Here is a 16,518-nt window from a genome sequence, read left to right as displayed (position 1 = left end):
ATAATTGCCAACGGTTATGAATACTCAGGTCGCACTGTTTGAATCACACATCCCTCATTTAAAACTGCTCGGACGCGGCAAAGTTCGGGATATGTATGAAATTGATGACCGGCATTTACTGATAGTCACTACCGACAGAATGTCGGCGTTCGACGTGATCCTGCCGGATCCAATCCCGGGCAAAGGCCAGGTACTGACCACAGTCTCGAATTTCTGGTTTGCCAAAATGCAGGACATTATTCCAAATCATTTGAGTGATGAGCTGAGTCTGGCCGATGTGATTCCCGATCCGGAATTGCGAGCCGTTCTGACAGGCCGGGCTATTATTGTCAAACGTCTCCAGCCCTTACCGATAGAAGCCATCGTGCGCGGCTATTTGATCGGCTCAGGCTGGAAGGATTACCAAAGCAGCGGCAAGATTTGCGGTATCTCATTACCGGCAGGTTTACAACAGGCCCAGCAACTGCCCGCACCGATATATACACCCTCCAGCAAAGCCGAGCTAGGTACTCATGATGAAAATATCACCTTTGCCGACACCGTTAAGCTGGTGGGGCAAAGCATAGCCGAACAAGTTCGTGATGCCAGTATCAAGCTGTACAGCACCGCTGCCGCTTATGCCAGGGAGCGCGGTATTATCATTGCCGATACCAAATTTGAATTTGGCTTGGATGATGCGGGTACCCTGTATCTGATTGATGAAGCCTTAACCCCCGACTCCTCACGCTTCTGGCCGGTTGAACATTATCAGCTGGGCATCAGCCCACCCAGTTTTGACAAACAATATTTGCGGGATTATCTGGAAACCCTGGACTGGCCGAAAACCTCGCCCGGCCCCAGCTTACCGGCAGAAGTCAGCCAGCAATGCGCCGCCAAATACCGGGAAGCCCAGTTTAAACTGACCGGAATTTAGGTTTTTGATAATGTAATTACTCAGCTAAAACACAGGCCGTTGTAGGATGAGCCCGTAGCCTCGATGAAACCCAGTGGAATCGAGGGATTCGTTGCGACTAGTTTAAAAGGCTTATCCCGGATTTACGCTGAGTAATTAGCTATTCACCCGCAAACTAAAACACAATCACGCACCACTAATTCAGAGCAACTTAACCAAAGCTGCCGCAATGCGGAGCTTGCGAATAAACTTATGGGTATCAAAGCTAATTGCGGTCATCGCGCCCAGTCTCCTATTTTGTGTATAGTGTAACAAAAATAGACAAAATTTTCCTTAACAAAACAATAACTTAGCTTCAATTAATTCAAGTTTTTTGAGCTATTTTTGCCGCCAAAATCCCCAATTTCACATTAAAATAAGTGATGTCACTCATCCGGTTTTCATCTGAGCCACAATAGCCAACCAGGGTTGCTCCTGGCCTGGTTTGCCTGCAGGCCGGTAATAATAATCCAGCACACTAAAGCCTGCCGCTGACAGGTATTGAACACTGGTATCAATTTGCATGAAATGACCGTATCGTTGCCCAGACCAGCCTTCACCATTACCTCTAGGGTTTGATATAAACAAAATCCCGTCAGGCCTTAATGCCTCATGCAGTTTGTTAAGTACTGTCGGTAATTGCTGGCTGGGTACATGAAATAAAGCTGCGTTGGCGAAAATGCCATCAAACGCCTGACTGGCTAAAGTCAGGCCCAGAAATGTTTGCTGAAGAATCTCACATCCCGTATACGCTCTAGCCATCCGGCAAAAAATCTCGCTGCCGTCCAGACCAACCGGCCTGTGACCCAATGACTTAAAATAGTGAACATCCCTACCCGGCCCGCAACCCAGATCTAAAATATCCAGCTGTTTATCACTTGGAAATGGAGCTAAAAATGCCGCATAATTTTGCGCCACATCATGCTCTTTAGTGCCGTGCCAATAGCTTTCAGCATGCCGATTATAATGACCAAGCGTCACTGATTCGATTTCAGCCAATTGTTCAGCTTCTGGTTTCATAAAGCAATGTTTGCGTAAATAGTTGAAGCCTGCATCGAGCAATACACCGCGCGACCTTTATCAAAACAACCACCATGTAGGGTGGCTTAGCCACCAAAACTTCGCAGGTGTGTGACGTAACTATCCCCAAAACACCCAGCGACAGCCAACCATAGCCAAAATCATCGCGACCCGTAGCCTCGATGTAACGCAGTGGAATCGAGGAATTCACCGCGCAGCCTTAATCAAACCAGCGTCAGCGCAATTCAACCATGCCCTCTGCCGTTCAACCCTAACCAAACATCATCGCGACCCGTAGCCTCGATGTAACGCAGTGGAATCGAGGAATTCACCGCACAGCCTTAATCAAACCAAGGCCAGCGCAATTCAACCATGCCCACTACCGCTTCAACCAAAATCAACGATTAACCCAAACATGGCTTCTATCAAAGCAACCACCAAAACTTCGCGGGGGGTATGGTGTTTAGCTATCCCAAAAACACCCAGCGCAACAGAGGCAACCATAGCCAACATCATCGCGACCCGTAGCCTCGATGTAACGCAGTGGAATCGAGGAATTCACCGCACAGCCTTAATTAAACCAGCATCAGCGCAATTCAACAATGCCCACTTACCGCTTCAACCAAAACCAAAAATTAACTCAAACACAGCCCTTCATAACTGCCTTCTCGTTAGGCCGTTTATACTATTCATGCTGTCAGAAAAAACATGACAATTCTTTGCCAGCCTGCATCAAGGCTACGCTTTTATACGGCAATTACAAAAAGAAAAACGCCTGCTTGGTGAAAGCAACTCTAATAATGTAAATCAATACCAGCAGTGCGCCGGCAAACGCATACCAGCGCTTATCACCCTGAGAGCGAATGGTGACCAAACCCAGAGCAATGAAGCCAAACATACCCAGCAATTTGGCAATGATCCAACCGTATTCGCCCGACAGCCAATTGCCTTCAAAAACCAGCGCGATGCCGCTCAGCAGCAGTAAGCCAGCCAGAGCATGCGGGGCGATTTTCAGCCATTTATTGGCCAGTAGTTCCGGTTTATATTGAGCCAAAAATACTCTGATCACAAACAGGATAATGACCACAGCAACGAAGAGTAGATGTAAATGTTTTAGCATAGGGATGTCAGATATAGGATTAAAAAGTTTACTTTACGCCTAAGCGGCCCGGTGTGCAAAGTCTAAAGTCAGTGATCTTTATCAATACCGATGATTTCTATAGCCAGAGTAATCTCGCGCAGAAAATACACCAAGCCGCCGGTCAAGGCGAAAATAGCGGTAATAAATATCACCGAAATCACTCTGGACAGGTTAATGCCCAGTTCTGCGCCGACAAACAAGGTAACAATGGACAGACAAACCAGCAAGGCGCAAACAGTACATAAGCTAATGGAAAGATTAATCAGGCGCACCCGGTTGGGTAAAGCCTTCAACTCCTGAATATGGGCCACTGAGCTGGTCATATCGCTGGTTTCACTAAGGCTTCTATATCGATCCACAGCCCTGGCCAAGCGTCCGGTCAGCATATTTAAAAAGGCCCCTACTCCGCCTAATAAAAAAACCGGGGTCAAAGCTTGCTGGATAACATGTGCAACTATCGGTATATTGGTTAAAGCGTCCATTTTTTCTGATATTTTTATAAATATTTAAACAATATAGATGGCAAAGTTTAACAAAAGTCTGACAGTCGGGCACATAAATTGATGAATTGCATTCAACGGGCATATAGGCGTTATATTTTGCATCGCCATTCGATTCCACATAGCGAATGGGCTGCAGTGATCGAGCCTATGGCAGTGTTCAGCGGATTAAGCGCCGTCGAAAAAGCCCATCTGCGCGAATTGGCCAGTGTGTTTTTATATCACAAGACCATTGATGGTGCCGGTATCAGCATTACCCCACCTATGGCCTTGACTATCGCCGCCTTAGCTTGTTTGCCGGTACTAAAATTAGGTATAGGCTTGCTCACCGGCTGGCGGTATATTTTAATTTATCCCGATGCTTTTTATGTCAAGCGTGCCCAAACCGATGCATACGGGGTTGTGCATCCGCAGGCCAGGATTTTGAGCGGCGAAGCCTGGCAAAACGGGCCGGTTATTTTGTCCTGGGCCGATATTCATTATGATGTCAGCAATCCACATTCCGGGCAGAATGTAGTGATACATGAAATTGCCCATAAACTGGATATGTTGAACGGCCGGGCCAATGGCATGCCGCCGCTGCATACCTGTATGATTATTACAGAATGGACAGCAGCATTTAGCCAAGCCTACCAGGCTTTGCAAACCAGTTTAAATCATCATCACCATACCGCCATCAATCCTTATGCAGCCAGTGACCCAGCCGAATGTTTTGCGGTCTGCAGTGAGTATTTTTTCTGTGCGCCAGCGATATTGCATCAGTATTTCCCTGAGCTGTATCGGCAATTACAGCTTTATTACCGGCAAGATCCTTTGCTGCGGCAGAATTGAGGTTTGATTAGATTAGAACTACACAAGGTGTGCTTAGCCCACGATCCAGCATTATTTCTTTATGGTTAATTATCTATTTTATAGATTGGGTTTGACCTCAGGCTTAAAACGGCTTATCGTTGTGTACAAATAAACATAACGAATCAACCTACTTTTCAGCCGAAACGACTATGCCTCATCTGAACAGACTGACTGCCGGGCCAAAAATGCCGGTGAATATGGCGATTGATTATCGTTTACCGCATCAACTGGCCGGGTTTGAGCTAAAACCCGGCCAGGATACCAGTCTAGTTAGGCACAGCAATAAGTGCGTACAAATATTACCGTTTCCGAATGCCATGTTCACAGCAAAAACTGTACAGGTATTAGGCATATCATTCCAATTACTGGATTATGAAAAAATTCTCAAATTGTTTGCCGACTGGATTCCAGCCAAAACAGCGCATCAAGTTTGTCTGGCCAATGTCCATACGCTAGTCACCAGTCTTAAGGACAAACAGCTGCGGGCTATCAATGATCAGGCTTTAACCGCTATGGATGGCACACCGCTGGTCTGGTATGCCAATCTGATTCACAATGCCGGAATTGCCGGCAGGTTATCAGGACCGGACTTGATGCTGGAATGCCTGGATAAAGGCCGCAGCCGGGCCTGGAAACATTATTTTCTGGGGGCTAAACCTCAGGTGTTAAGTCAACTGACTCTAGCTATGCGGCAGCAGTTTCCCGGCGTGGAAATTGTGGGCGAATATGCGCCGCCATTTCGGGAATTATCGGCGGCAGAAGATCAGCAACTGGTGGCTGATATTAATGCTGCACAGCCGGATTTTTTATGGGTAGCGCTGGGCGCGCCCAAACAGGAAAAGTGGATAGCTGAACATTTGTCACGCATCCAGGCACCTATCCAAATTGGTGTAGGGGCGGCTTTTGACTTCTTATCCGGTCATAAGCCCAGGGCGCCGTTGGCACTGCAAAAGTTCGGCCTGGAATGGTTATACAGATTATTACATGACAGGCGCTTGCTGAAACGCTATGTGCAAACCAATCCGGTGTTTATCTGGCTATTTGTCAAACATTGGCTTGCCAGAAAGGTTTTCGATCGATTCACAAGCCAGGTAGGCCAGCGTAAACCTTGAAGCCTGTTTAGCCTTTTGCTATCGCAAAAACACCTCAGGGAGTTCTTGTTTCACGCCAAAACTGCCAAGGCCGCCGTGTAATCCGGTTCGTCAGCTATTTCCGGCACTAACTGGCCATAGATAACCTTGTCATGCTCATCAATAACCAACACGGCGCGGGCGGTTAAGCCGGCCAGAATACTATCCAGCAGCAGCACACCATAGTCATGGGCAAAGCTGGAGCGAAAAGTGGAAAGCGGGATGACATGCTTGATGCCTTCTATTTCACAAAATCTCACCTGGGCAAACGGCAGATCGGCGGAAATAACCAATACCACCGTGTTGGGCAGATGGGCGGCTTTTTCGTTGAATTTGCGGGTGGAAGTCTGGCAAGTCGGGGTATCCAGGCTGGGCACGATGTTCAGCACTTTACGCTTGCCGGCAAATTCAGCCAGACTAACATCCACCAATTTACGGTTAGTCAGTTTAAAGTCCGGCGCAGCCGAACCCACTGCCGGCAATTCGCCATTAGTGTTAAGGGGTTTGCCCTGAAAAGTGATGGTTGCCATGACTGCCTCCTGGATAGAGATTTTTTATTTTTTACGTTTGCTTTTACTGAATTCGACCAGCCGCTTGCGTTTTTTCACCTGCCGGTCGCTCAGCGGATTTTTCTGCCCTTTGAACGGATTTTCCGGCGACTTGAATACCAATCTTACCGTAGTACCTTTCAGCCGTAATTGCTCACGAAAATAATTCATCAAATAACGTTTGTAAACGCCCGGCAACACATCGGTTTGCACACCGTGGATTACCACCACCGGCGGATTACGACCACCTTGGTGAGCATATTTCAGTTTGATGCGGCGAGTACCCACCAACGGCGGCTGATGGGCGGCCACCGCATCGCTGAGAATCCGCGTCAACACCGGTGTCGACATATCTATCATCGCCGATTCGTACAAACTATGCACCACATCAAATAATTTGCCTACCCCACTGCCGTGCAAGGCCGAAATCGGATGTTTTTCGGCATATTCCAGGAAAGTCAGTTTGATATCCAGCTGTTTTTTCACGAACTCACGATGTTCGTTAGTCAGACCATCCCATTTATTGATGCCGATAATCAGCGCCCGGCCCGCTTCCAGTACCAGGCCCAGAATATGGGCATCCTGATCGGTAACACCTTCCTGAGCATCGATAAGATAAATCACCACATGCGCTTTTTCAATAGCTTGCAGTGACTTGATGATACTGAATTTTTCCACCAGCAGCGAGACTTTGGCACGGCGGCGCATCCCGGCCGTGTCGATCAGGGTAAATTTTTGGCCGTTGCGTTCAAATGGGATATAGATGCTGTCGCGGGTAGTACCGGCTTCATCAAAAACCACCACCCGTTCTTCACCCAGCAGGCGGTTAACCAGCGTGGATTTGCCGACATTGGGGCGGCCCACCACGGCAATAGCGATACCCTGTTCCTGATCCAGCACTTCATCATCAGATTGCGCGGGTAACAATTCATCAATACGGGCCAGCAGGTCGGAAACATTACGGCCATGAGCCGCCGCGATGGCAACCGGCTCACCCAGCGCCAGGCTATAAAAGTCATGGCTGACGGTATTGCTGTCTATGCCGTCAATTTTATTGACCACCAGCACCACCGGTTTACCGAGTTTGCGCAGAAAATCGGCTATGTCCTGATCGGCGGCATTAATACCGTCACGGGCATCCACCAGAAAGAACACCACATCAGCTTCCTGCAGCGCAACTTCCACCTGTTTTCTGGCAAATTGTTCAATGCCGTCGTCAACATCGGTGATACCGCCGGTGTCCACCACCAGGCAGTCACGCTCACCGCGTCTAACCCGGCCATATTGGCGATCTCTGGTGAGTCCGGGATAATCGGCAACCAGCGCTTCACGGCTGCGGGTAAGATAATTAAATAATGTGGATTTACCGACGTTAGGTCGGCCCACCAGAGCAATTACAGGTAACATGGTCATCTCGCTTTCAAGGCTGCGAGGGTGCCGTCTTTTGCATAAATATAAACGATACCGTCGGCTATCACCGGTTTGGTTTCTATGGGGGCTTTGGTGAGTTTGATACGTCCCATCACTTTGCCGTCATTGGTAGACAGCCAGTGGACATAACCTTCAAAATCGCCGGCTACCACATAGTTCTGATAAGCAATTGCGGCGCTTAACTGCCGGTTATGCAATTCTTTTTGTTTCCATAACGAGGCACCGCTACGCTGATCCAATTGCCAGACTTCGCCGTGGCTGTCGCTGATGTATAAATAACGCCAGTCGGCGCTGATGCCGGTATAGGTTGACACACTTTCGTTACGCCACAACACATCGCCATCGCCTTCCGCAACAGAAGCAGTGCCGCTTTGATAGCTGGCTATAAATAAAGAGCCGCGTGCTTCAATGGGGTCCACATCCAGATCGACCAAACGTTCAACTTCGGAACGGCCAGTGGGAATGGCGATGGTGGTTTCCCATAAAGTTTTACCATCCACTAATTGCAACGCAATCAACTTGCCGTTGGCAGCACCGGCAATCACTTTGTCGTCAAACACCAATGGCGTGCCGGCACCGCGAATGCTCAGCGCTGGTACGCTGTATTCAGCAACCCAGACAAAACCGCCGTCAGCTTCTCTAAGCGCGATAATTTTGCCGTCGGTGGTGCGGATAATGACTTTGCCATGAGCGACTACCGGCACAGCCAGCACTTCACTGGACACCGGCGTACTCCATTTTTGCAGACCAGTGATGCGGTCAAAAGCCACCACTTCACCATGACTGGTACCCATGATGACCAATTCTGCGCCTAAACCAGGGCCGGCGGCGAAGGTATATTCAGTTTTATTTTCCCAAACCAACTCCCCGTCGCCGGTTTCCCTAGCTTGTACTCTGCCATTGTAATCGGCAACAAACAACCTGTTATTGGCCACCACCGGAATCAGTTTCAGATTTTTCTGATCAGCACCCTTACCGACATTTTCTTTCCATAACATATCAACCTGGGTTTCGCCCTGAAAATCCTCGGCCAGTATGGCCGGAGGATCAGCCGTATCATCATCGGAAAACAGCTCAGTCAGACCGGTCATCATGTCAGTCAGCGTTTCCATCCCGGCGCACGCGCTCAGTAACAACAGACTGCTTAAAGCGATAGCGACAACACTCAGCCGCAGGTAAGAAATCAAAAACATGATGAAAGTGGTCAAAATAACTAAATTTATTGCGCCTGAGGGGGGATAGTGAAAGCCGGTGCCGCAATATCATCCAGTTTAAACTGAGCCAACGGCGAAGCATGGCCGGAGCGGATCGCACTTTGGTAGGCGCTACGGGCTTCGTCTAGCCGATCCAGGCCGATATATAAATCGCCCTGTAACTCATCGTAACTGGCAGAAAAACCTTCTTTAGCCGCCGGATCCACTTCAGCAATCAATTGCAGGCCTTTTTCATACTCTTTGCTGGCCAGCAGTAAATGCAACAAACGTAAACGGGCCACATGTTTAATTTCCGGGCTGTCTGCAGTTTTAATCTGGTTTTGCAGAATCCGTTTGGCAGCTTCCAGATCACCATTCTGGACTTTAACTTTAGCCAGCTCCAAGGCCGCAAACTGGGTATAAGCCGATGAGCTATGTTCAGCCGCCAGCTTTTCCGCCAGCTTTTCCACACTATCGGTTTGATTGATATCAGAGCTTTTCAATAACTCCTGATAGGTTTGCGAAGCCTGGCTACGGCCTTCAAGACGGCTTTTTTCCCAGAAATTAAGGCCGGTCAGCAAGACTGCTGCACCGATTATGCCGGCAATCACAGAGGTTTGATTGCTTTCCCACCATTTTTTCAACTGTTCGAGTTGTTCTTCTTCGGTATCGTAAATTGCCACGTTGCTACTCTTTGGTTTGTTAATTTAAAGTGATTGTCCGGTATGCAGATCAGTCAGAAATTTGACTAAATCAGCATACGCCAAGGTAACTTGCTCCTGCTCTACCCGCAGAGACTTCAGCGCCGCTACACCGCGCTGAGCTTCATCGTCACCTAAAATAATGGCATAGGCCGCCTCAGATTTATCGGCTTTCTTAAACTGGCTTTTAAAACTGCCGCCGCCGCAATTGATCTGTAATTTCAAGCCCGGCAACTGATCGCGGATTTGTTCCGCCAGCTTCAGCCCGGCAATTTCGGCAATTTCGCCTACCCGTATCATATAAACATCAACGGCAGGCGGCAAACTGGCGGTACCGAGTTGCTCCACCAGCGCCAGGATGCGTTCCATGCCCATGGCAAAACCGACGGCATAATTGGTTTTGCCGCCTAATTGCTCAATCAGACCATCATAACGGCCACCGGCACAAATAGTGCCTTGCGAACCCAAGGCATCAGTGACCCATTCAAATACCGTTTTGCCGTAATAATCCAGGCCGCGCACCAGACGAGTGTTCAACTGATAGCGGATACCCAGTTCATCCAGCATGGCTTTAAGCTGATTAAAATGACTTAAGCTGGCCTCACCCAAATGGGCCAGCAATACCGGTGCCTGTTGCAGCATGGCCTGCATATCGGGGTTTTTACTGTCCAGAATGCGCAACGGATTGGTTTCCAGTCGGCGTAAGCTGTCTTCATCAAGTTCGCTGATATGCGCTATAAAATAAGTCACCAGCGTGTCCTTATAAGCCGCCCGCTCCTCACTGGTACCCAACGAGTTGATCTGCAATTCAACTTTATCGCGGATACCCAGTGCTTTCCACAACCGGTCGGTCAGCACAATGATTTCGGCATCAATATCCGGGCCCGGCATCCCGTAAGTTTCAACACCAAGCTGGTAAAACTGCCGGTAACGGCCTTTCTGAGGCCGCTCATGACGGAACATAGGCCCATAATACCATAAACGATGGCTTTGATTATGCAGCAAACCGTGTTCCAGGCAGGCGCGCAGGCAGCCGGCAGTACCTTCCGGACGTAAAGTCAGCGAATCACCGTTTCTGTCATCAAAAGTGTACATCTCTTTTTCGACAATATCGGTCACTTCACCGATAGAGCGCTTGAATAATTCGGTTTTTTCGACGATGGGCAGGCGGATTTCCTGATAACCGTAACCGGCCAGAATTTGTTTGGCCTGATTTTCCAGCCATTGCCAGTAAGGAGACTGTTCCGGCAGAATGTCATGCATGCCGCGGATAGCCTGGATCGCCTGTTGTTGTTTTGCCATATTGCTGTTTGTTGCCGAATTGAATGCCAAAAGCTGAGTTGGATGCGGTGAATGCTGATCAGAGCTGCTGCCCTCAGCCACTGCCATCCAGTTTCGATAGTTTACTAAATAGGTGTCTGAGTCGCCGCTGCAACTGCTTGCAACTTTAAATGTCTGCGGCTTTTATCCTGAACCTGGCCAACCAGCTGCCCACAAGCCGCATCGATATCTTCACCACGGGTTTTGCGGATGGTAGTGACAATGCCGGCATGATGCAGAATATCCCGAAATTTTTGTATCGTCGCCAGACTTGAGCAACGGTAATTCGATTGCGGAAACGGATTAAACGGAATTAAATTGACTTTTGAAGGTACGGTTTTCAACAGTTTGACCAACTGTCTGGCATCCTCTGGAGAGTCATTGACACCGTCCAGCATCACATATTCAAAAGTGATATGTTTTCTAGGGCCGGTTTTGGCATATTCCTGGCAGGCTGCCATCAATTCTTTTAACGGATATTTCTGGTTAATCGGCACCAGCTCGTCGCGTAAGGCGTCGTTGGGAGCGTGTAAGGATACCGCCATACTCACATCACAAACCTGATGCAAACGATTCATGGCCGGCACCACACCGGAAGTACTGATGGTGACCCGGCGCTTGGACAAGCCATAGCAAAAGTCGTCCATCATCAAATTCATGGCAGCAACCACATTATCAAAATTCAATAAGGGTTCGCCCATGCCCATCATCACCACATTGGTAATCCGGCGTTCCGGTCCCAACCGTTGCTGAGCCAGATACAGCTGACCAATAATTTCACTGACCGTCAAATTACGGTTAAAACCCTGTTGAGCCGTCGAACAAAACCGGCAAGCCAAAGCGCAGCCCACCTGGGAAGACACGCACAACGTGGCACGTCTTTCCTCAGGAATATAGACAGTTTCCACCCGATTGCCGCAATGCATTTGCACCACCCATTTACAGGTACCATCTGATGCCAATTGCTCCACCACCAATTCCGGGGTTTTGATCTGACAATGGGTCTGCAGATATTGCCGCAAGGATTTACTCAGATTGGTCATCTCATCAAAATCAGTGATACCCTCCTGATAAATCCATTTCAGCAACTGCGTGGCGCGAAACGGCTTTTCACCGAGTTCGGCAAAAAAAGCCTGCAGGCCTTTTCTGTCGAAATCCAGTAAATTGATACCGGCTGAATTAGCGGGTACGGGAGTGGATTTCATCAGCAGTGAAAAAGTAAGCGATTTCTTCTTTGGCTGTTTCCTGAGCATCGGAACCATGTACCGCGTTTTCGTCTATGCTTTCAGCAAAGTCGGCGCGGATGGTGCCTGGGGCAGCATCTTTAGGATTGGTGGCACCCATCAGTTCCCTATTTTTCAGCACAGCGTTTTCGCCTTCCAGCACTTGAGCAACAATAGGGCCGGAAATCATGAATTTGACCAGATCATTGAAGAAAGGACGTTCTTTATGGACTGCATAAAAACCTTCTGCTTGTTCTTGGCTTAAATGCAGCAATTTTGAAGCAACCACGCGCAGGCCGTTTTTTTCAAAGCGGCTGACAATTTCTCCAATCACATTTTTAGCAACAGCATCAGGTTTGATGATTGAGAAAGTACGTTCGATAGCCATGGTATAAACTCCAGTGTTAAGTTGATGAAATAGTTATATAGTTAGTAGCTACTCAGCGTCAAAGTATCCCTTTAAAAAACAAGCCCCCCGTAGGATGTGCTAAACGCAGTGCAGCGCATCACTCGAAGCAAACAACTTGTTTAAAAAAGCTCACGCAAAGTTATGTTGAGCAATTAGTAACTACTCAACGTCCAAGTATTCCTTTAAAAACAGGCTCACCGTAGGATGTGCTAAACGCAGTGCAGCGCATCACTCGAAGCAAACAACTTGTTTAAAAAGGCTCACGCAAAGTTATGTTGAGCAATTAGTAACTACTCAACGTCCAAGTATTCCTTTAAAAACAGGCTCACCGTAGGATGTGCTAAACGCAGTGCAGCGCACCACTCGAAGCAAACAACTTGTTTAAAAAAGCTCACGCAATGTTACGCTAAGCAATTATGTTATTTATTATAATACCCTGCCGTCATTCGGCAGCAATTCTGTATTCAGTTCCCCCCTCAATGCCCCACAACGCGGCACTGAGGACGGGTTATATTTTGTCTAGATAGACAATTTCTCGACAGGCTTCTCGCCGCCGTAAATCCAGTTGACCAGCATCCGGGTACCGGTAATCGCAGTAAACATCGAAGTCAAAATACCCAGCGACAACACCACGGCAAAACCTTTGACCGGGCCGGTACCAAAGCCGAACAACACCAGCGCTACCAGCAAAGTGGTGGTGTTGGAGTCCAGAATGGTGCCGAAAGCTTTTTCATAGCCGATATAAATACTGGCTTGCGGGCCGTGGCCGTTGCGCAATTCTTCGCGGATCCGTTCGTTAATCAGAACGTTGGCATCCACCGCCATACCCAGCGTCAGCACGATACCCGCCATACCCGGCAAAGTTAAGGTGGCTTGCAACAGAGACAGAATCGCGGTTAACACCACCAGATTGAATAACAGAGCAAAATTGGCAATCAAACCAAAGCCCCGATAGTAAACCAGCATGAAAAACACCACCAGGAAGAAACCGACAGTAATCGAAGTCACACCTTGGTCAATATTTTCCTGACCCAGACTAGGACCGACAGTCCGTTCTTCCACAATTTCCACCGGGGCCGCCAATGCACCGGCGCGTAACAGCAAGGCCAGCGTGCGGGCTTCCTGAGTATTATCCAGACCGGTAGTCTGAAAACGTTTACTAAAAGAATCGCGAATCGTGGCGATACTGATCACTTTTTCAACTTTTTCCTTATGCTGAACTTTCTGGCCATCCACCACCTTGGTTTCAGACTTGTATTCTATAAAGACCACCGCCATCGGTTTGCCGATATTTTCCTGGGTAAATTTACCCATTTTTTTGGCGCCGATATTATCCAGGGTAATAAATACCGCCGGAGAACCATCCTGATCCAAACCGGAGGACGCATCGGTAATCTGATCGCCAGTAACAATCACCGAGCGTTTCAGCAACACCGGGTTACCGTTTTTGTCCGGATAAATCCGGCTACCCACCGGTACATGGCCGGCAATAGCGGATTGAATATCATGTTCGGTATCCACCAACCGGTATTCCAGCGTAGCGGTAGTACCCAATAATTCTTTGGCGTGCGCGGTATCCTGTACACCCGGCAATTGCACCACAATCCGGCTGTCACCCTGTTGCTGAATAATCGGCTCGGCAACACCCAGCTCGTTAATCCGGTTGCGCAAAGTGGTAATATTCTGACCAAGAGCCGATTTTTTGATTTCTTTCAGATAGCGCTCAGGTATCGTGGCAATAAACTCATTGTCACCGCGTTCAGCAATATCCAGATTGCGGAAATCTTTATCCAGTACCGCCAGCGCCGCTTCTTTGGATTCGTCATTGGCCAGGCTGATTTTGATGCCGTCAACTTCTTTGGAAACCGATTGATAACGGACTTTGGCATCACGAAAACCGGCACGAATATCGTTGACATAACGCTCTTCGGCTTGTTTAACGGCCGATTCCATATCCACTTCCAGCAGAAAATGCACCCCGCCGCGTAAATCCAGACCCAAATACATCGGTTTTGCGCCGATGGCGCTCAGCCAGTTTGGCGTCGCCGGGGCCAGATTCAGCGCCACAGTGGCTTTGCCGGACATTTTGTCACGTAACAGGTCGGCGGCTTTTAATTGTTCGTCGGTGTTGTTAAAGCGTGCCAGAATTCTGCCATCATTAAATTCAAACGCTTTGACGGTCAAACCGGCATTATTCAAGCTGGCTTGCACATCATCCGCCTGGCTTTGCGCCAGAGGGTTGGCACCGGTTGAAGCCAGCTGTACAGCCGGGTCGTTACCGAACAAATTCGGCAGCGAATATAAAATTCCAAGAACCAGCACGATCAGAACCAGTGCGTTTTTCCATAGGGGGAAGTGATTTTGCATGATTATTCCATTAATAACAGAGACAGCTGGACAGCGAACAAAGTTGGAAAAGCGTCTGTCACGTCGTTAAAGCCGGCCTGGATTTAAATTTTAGGTTTTTTAATGTTTAAAGCCGCCTTATAAGTACCTTTAGGCATTAAATTGGCAATGGCATGACGCTGAACCTGAATAAAGATATTGTCTGAAACTTCCAGTTTCACAAAATTGTCGTCAAGTTCTATCACTTTGCCTAAAATACCGCCGGTGGTAACCACTTCAGTGCCTTTGTTCAAAGTAGCCAGCAATTGTTTTTGTTCTTTACTGCGCTTGGCTTGAGGACGAATAAATAAAAAATAGAAAAACACCAGGATACCCAGTGGGAAGAGCATACCTTCAAAACCAGGTTGTTGGGCAGCAGGTGCGGCTTGCGCCAACGCATCAGATATAAAAAAACTCATTGTTATCCTCTATTTATTATCGTAACTCTATATTTTATTCCGGCAGCGTACCGGAAAACCTGCGCATTATGCCATACTCAAAGTCATAAGCGTATAATGTTTAAGCCCGCCCTGCCCTACCTTAGTGCAGAAACAGTCGCCGAACCGGGCCAAGGCCGGTCAGAGAGTGCTGGTGCCCAACGATTCGCCCAGCCGTACCACTGTTCCGGCCTGCAGATTATCACGCCATTGCACGGCATTCTCGCCAAACAGCACAATAATGGTAGAACCCATATTGAAACGGCCCATTTCTGCACCTTTGCTCAATATTGGCGCATACTGCTGATATTGCCAACTGCGTGGCGCAGCCAAAGTCGGCGGCGTTACCACCCCATGCCAGACAGTTTCAATACTGTTAACAAAAATCGCACCCACCAGAATCAACGCCATCGGGCCGATTTCCGTGTCAAACAGACACACCACCCGTTCATTACGGGCAAACAAACCCGGTACCACTCCCACCGTCACCGTATTGACACTAAATAATTTGCCCGGTACATGCACCATCTCCTTCAGCACCCCGGCAAAAGGCATATGCAGCCGGTGATAATCCTTGGGAGACAAATAAATAGTGGCAAAACTGCCATTAGCAAACAGCTTGGCCTGCTCAGCGTCACCGCCCAACAAATCCTGCACCGTATAGTGATGGCCTTTCGCCTGAAAAATTTGCCCGGCCTCAATCCGGCCCAACTGACTGATAGCCCCATCAGCCGGACTGGCAATCGCATTGGCAGCTCCAGCCAGACTACGCACATCGGCTTTCAGCTCGCGGGTAAAAAAAGCATTAAAACTGGCATAATCACTTAAATCCTCAGACTGGGCCTCACTCAGATTCACCCCGTACAACTTGATAATCAAGCGAATAAACAGATTTTTGAACCAGCGATTTTCGCAATGAGTCAGCTTAGACATCCAGCCAGACAGCAGATGCTGAGGTAAAATATATTGCGGCCAGACAGCCAGTATTTCTTTAAATGTCATGATGATACTTTAGTAATTGCATAGATTGTTTGCTAAGCCAAGCCAAATTAATGTCCAAAATTTAATACATATTTTTGCGCCAGAAATGTAGGATGTGCTGAGCAAAGTGAAGCGCATCAATCGCGGCATTTAGCGTAGAAACACCAATCCCAAACACCTTAAAACCAAAGCCCACGTAGCCTGGATGCAGCGCAGCGGAATCCGGGAATCGAAGCCAAATCACCACGAATAATCTTTAACTTATTGTTAAAGCAAACAACTTAATCCAAAATCCCACAAATACTTACTTTCTCGC

The 16,518-nt window shown here is 48.2% G+C and carries 16 protein-coding genes; 3 read left to right on the top strand and 13 right to left on the bottom strand.

Translation table 11 applies throughout. The features are described 5' to 3' along the window. The first annotated feature begins 16 nt into the window (after nucleotides 1-16). Nucleotides 17-913, top strand: coding sequence for a phosphoribosylaminoimidazolesuccinocarboxamide synthase (locus tag KEF85_RS08840; protein ID WP_215579547.1), 897 nt, complete (start codon nucleotides 17-19; stop codon nucleotides 911-913). A 408-nt stretch (nucleotides 914-1,321) separates the two neighbouring features. Here the strand turns inward: KEF85_RS08840 and KEF85_RS08835 are convergent, their stop codons facing one another. The 3 genes from KEF85_RS08835 to KEF85_RS08825 form a co-directional block, all read right to left on the bottom strand. Then, nucleotides 1,322-1,951 (bottom strand): class I SAM-dependent methyltransferase, encoded by a 630-nt coding sequence (locus KEF85_RS08835; protein ID WP_215579545.1) that lies wholly within the window; start codon nucleotides 1,949-1,951, stop codon nucleotides 1,322-1,324. A gap of 757 nt (nucleotides 1,952-2,708) precedes the next feature. Next, entirely contained in the window at nucleotides 2,709-3,071 is a 363-nt protein-coding gene (locus KEF85_RS08830) for a SirB2 family protein (RefSeq protein WP_215579543.1), read from the bottom strand. A 68-nt stretch (nucleotides 3,072-3,139) separates the two neighbouring features. Beyond that, complete coding sequence (locus tag KEF85_RS08825) at nucleotides 3,140-3,574, bottom strand: DUF2721 domain-containing protein (protein ID WP_215579541.1); 435 nt, start codon at nucleotides 3,572-3,574, stop codon at nucleotides 3,140-3,142. An 81-nt stretch (nucleotides 3,575-3,655) separates the two neighbouring features. Between KEF85_RS08825 and KEF85_RS08820 the strand changes: the two genes are divergently transcribed. Next, complete coding sequence (locus KEF85_RS08820) at nucleotides 3,656-4,423, top strand: M90 family metallopeptidase (RefSeq protein WP_215579539.1); 768 nt, start codon at nucleotides 3,656-3,658, stop codon at nucleotides 4,421-4,423. A gap of 170 nt (nucleotides 4,424-4,593) precedes the next feature. Beyond that, nucleotides 4,594-5,556 carry a WecB/TagA/CpsF family glycosyltransferase gene (locus KEF85_RS08815; protein ID WP_215579538.1) on the top strand — a complete coding sequence of 321 codons (963 nt, stop codon included), beginning with the start codon at nucleotides 4,594-4,596 and terminating at the stop codon, nucleotides 5,554-5,556. Nucleotides 5,557-5,606: 50 nt separating this feature from the next. Here KEF85_RS08815 and tpx read toward each other — a convergent pair whose 3' ends face one another. The 10 genes from tpx to asd form a co-directional block, all read right to left on the bottom strand. Beyond that, complete coding sequence (gene tpx, locus KEF85_RS08810) at nucleotides 5,607-6,104, bottom strand: thiol peroxidase (RefSeq protein WP_215579536.1); 498 nt, start codon at nucleotides 6,102-6,104, stop codon at nucleotides 5,607-5,609. Nucleotides 6,105-6,128: 24 nt separating this feature from the next. Continuing rightward, nucleotides 6,129-7,529: a ribosome biogenesis GTPase Der gene (gene der / locus KEF85_RS08805; RefSeq protein WP_215579533.1), complete on the bottom strand. Its 1,401-nt coding sequence runs from the start codon at nucleotides 7,527-7,529 to the stop codon at nucleotides 6,129-6,131. Between the two features lie 2 nt (nucleotides 7,530-7,531). Continuing rightward, on the bottom strand, nucleotides 7,532-8,746 hold the full coding sequence (gene bamB / locus KEF85_RS08800) for an outer membrane protein assembly factor BamB (RefSeq protein ID WP_215579515.1): 1,215 nt from the start codon (nucleotides 8,744-8,746) through the stop codon (nucleotides 7,532-7,534). 26 nt (nucleotides 8,747-8,772) lie between these two features. Further along, a complete protein-coding gene (locus KEF85_RS08795; RefSeq protein ID WP_215579512.1) occupies nucleotides 8,773-9,429 on the bottom strand; it encodes a YfgM family protein in 657 nt (218 codons plus the stop codon). A 24-nt stretch (nucleotides 9,430-9,453) separates the two neighbouring features. Further along, nucleotides 9,454-10,749, bottom strand: coding sequence for a histidine--tRNA ligase (gene hisS, locus KEF85_RS08790; protein ID WP_215579509.1), 1,296 nt, complete (start codon nucleotides 10,747-10,749; stop codon nucleotides 9,454-9,456). Nucleotides 10,750-10,853: 104 nt separating this feature from the next. Further along, the gene (gene rlmN, locus KEF85_RS08785; RefSeq protein WP_215579506.1) at nucleotides 10,854-11,972 is read right to left on the bottom strand and encodes a dual-specificity RNA methyltransferase RlmN; all 1,119 of its coding nucleotides are present in this window, start codon (nucleotides 11,970-11,972) and stop codon (nucleotides 10,854-10,856) included. Beyond that, entirely contained in the window at nucleotides 11,947-12,378 is a 432-nt protein-coding gene (gene ndk, locus KEF85_RS08780) for a nucleoside-diphosphate kinase (protein ID WP_215579493.1), read from the bottom strand. The genes rlmN and ndk overlap by 26 nt, the downstream gene beginning before the upstream one ends. A gap of 540 nt (nucleotides 12,379-12,918) precedes the next feature. Beyond that, nucleotides 12,919-14,766, bottom strand: a complete 1,848-nt coding sequence (gene secD, locus KEF85_RS08775) for a protein translocase subunit SecD (protein WP_215579491.1) — start codon at nucleotides 14,764-14,766, stop codon at nucleotides 12,919-12,921. A gap of 83 nt (nucleotides 14,767-14,849) precedes the next feature. Next, entirely contained in the window at nucleotides 14,850-15,203 is a 354-nt protein-coding gene (gene yajC, locus KEF85_RS08770; protein WP_215579489.1) for a preprotein translocase subunit YajC, read from the bottom strand. 159 nt (nucleotides 15,204-15,362) lie between these two features. Continuing rightward, entirely contained in the window at nucleotides 15,363-16,223 is an 861-nt protein-coding gene (gene asd, locus KEF85_RS08765; RefSeq protein WP_215579486.1) for an archaetidylserine decarboxylase, read from the bottom strand. Nucleotides 16,224-16,518 lie beyond the last annotated feature (295 nt).

It is taken from the genome of Methylomonas paludis (assembly GCF_018734325.1).
In the GTDB taxonomy this organism is placed as follows: domain Bacteria; phylum Pseudomonadota; class Gammaproteobacteria; order Methylococcales; family Methylomonadaceae; genus Methylomonas; species Methylomonas paludis.
Note: the sequence above shows the minus strand (reverse complement) of the source record. Positions and strands in the feature narration are given on the sequence as shown.

Coding starts and splice junctions, on each gene's coding strand:
- tpx (WP_215579536.1), bottom strand. CDS start 6,104: ATGGCAACCATCACTTTTCAGGGCAAACCCCTTAACACTAATGGCGAA.
- secD (WP_215579491.1), bottom strand. CDS start 14,766: ATGCAAAATCACTTCCCCCTATGGAAAAACGCACTGGTTCTGATCGTG.
- KEF85_RS08830 (WP_215579543.1), bottom strand. CDS start 3,071: ATGCTAAAACATTTACATCTACTCTTCGTTGCTGTGGTCATTATCCTG.
- KEF85_RS08815 (WP_215579538.1), top strand. CDS start 4,594: ATGCCTCATCTGAACAGACTGACTGCCGGGCCAAAAATGCCGGTGAAT.
- KEF85_RS08840 (WP_215579547.1), top strand. CDS start 17: ATGAATACTCAGGTCGCACTGTTTGAATCACACATCCCTCATTTAAAA.
- KEF85_RS08820 (WP_215579539.1), top strand. CDS start 3,656: ATGAATTGCATTCAACGGGCATATAGGCGTTATATTTTGCATCGCCAT.
- KEF85_RS08835 (WP_215579545.1), bottom strand. CDS start 1,951: ATGAAACCAGAAGCTGAACAATTGGCTGAAATCGAATCAGTGACGCTT.
- asd (WP_215579486.1), bottom strand. CDS start 16,223: ATGACATTTAAAGAAATACTGGCTGTCTGGCCGCAATATATTTTACCT.
- bamB (WP_215579515.1), bottom strand. CDS start 8,746: ATGTTTTTGATTTCTTACCTGCGGCTGAGTGTTGTCGCTATCGCTTTA.
- rlmN (WP_215579506.1), bottom strand. CDS start 11,972: ATGAAATCCACTCCCGTACCCGCTAATTCAGCCGGTATCAATTTACTG.
- der (WP_215579533.1), bottom strand. CDS start 7,529: ATGTTACCTGTAATTGCTCTGGTGGGCCGACCTAACGTCGGTAAATCC.
- hisS (WP_215579509.1), bottom strand. CDS start 10,749: ATGGCAAAACAACAACAGGCGATCCAGGCTATCCGCGGCATGCATGAC.
- KEF85_RS08825 (WP_215579541.1), bottom strand. CDS start 3,574: ATGGACGCTTTAACCAATATACCGATAGTTGCACATGTTATCCAGCAA.
- ndk (WP_215579493.1), bottom strand. CDS start 12,378: ATGGCTATCGAACGTACTTTCTCAATCATCAAACCTGATGCTGTTGCT.
- yajC (WP_215579489.1), bottom strand. CDS start 15,203: ATGAGTTTTTTTATATCTGATGCGTTGGCGCAAGCCGCACCTGCTGCC.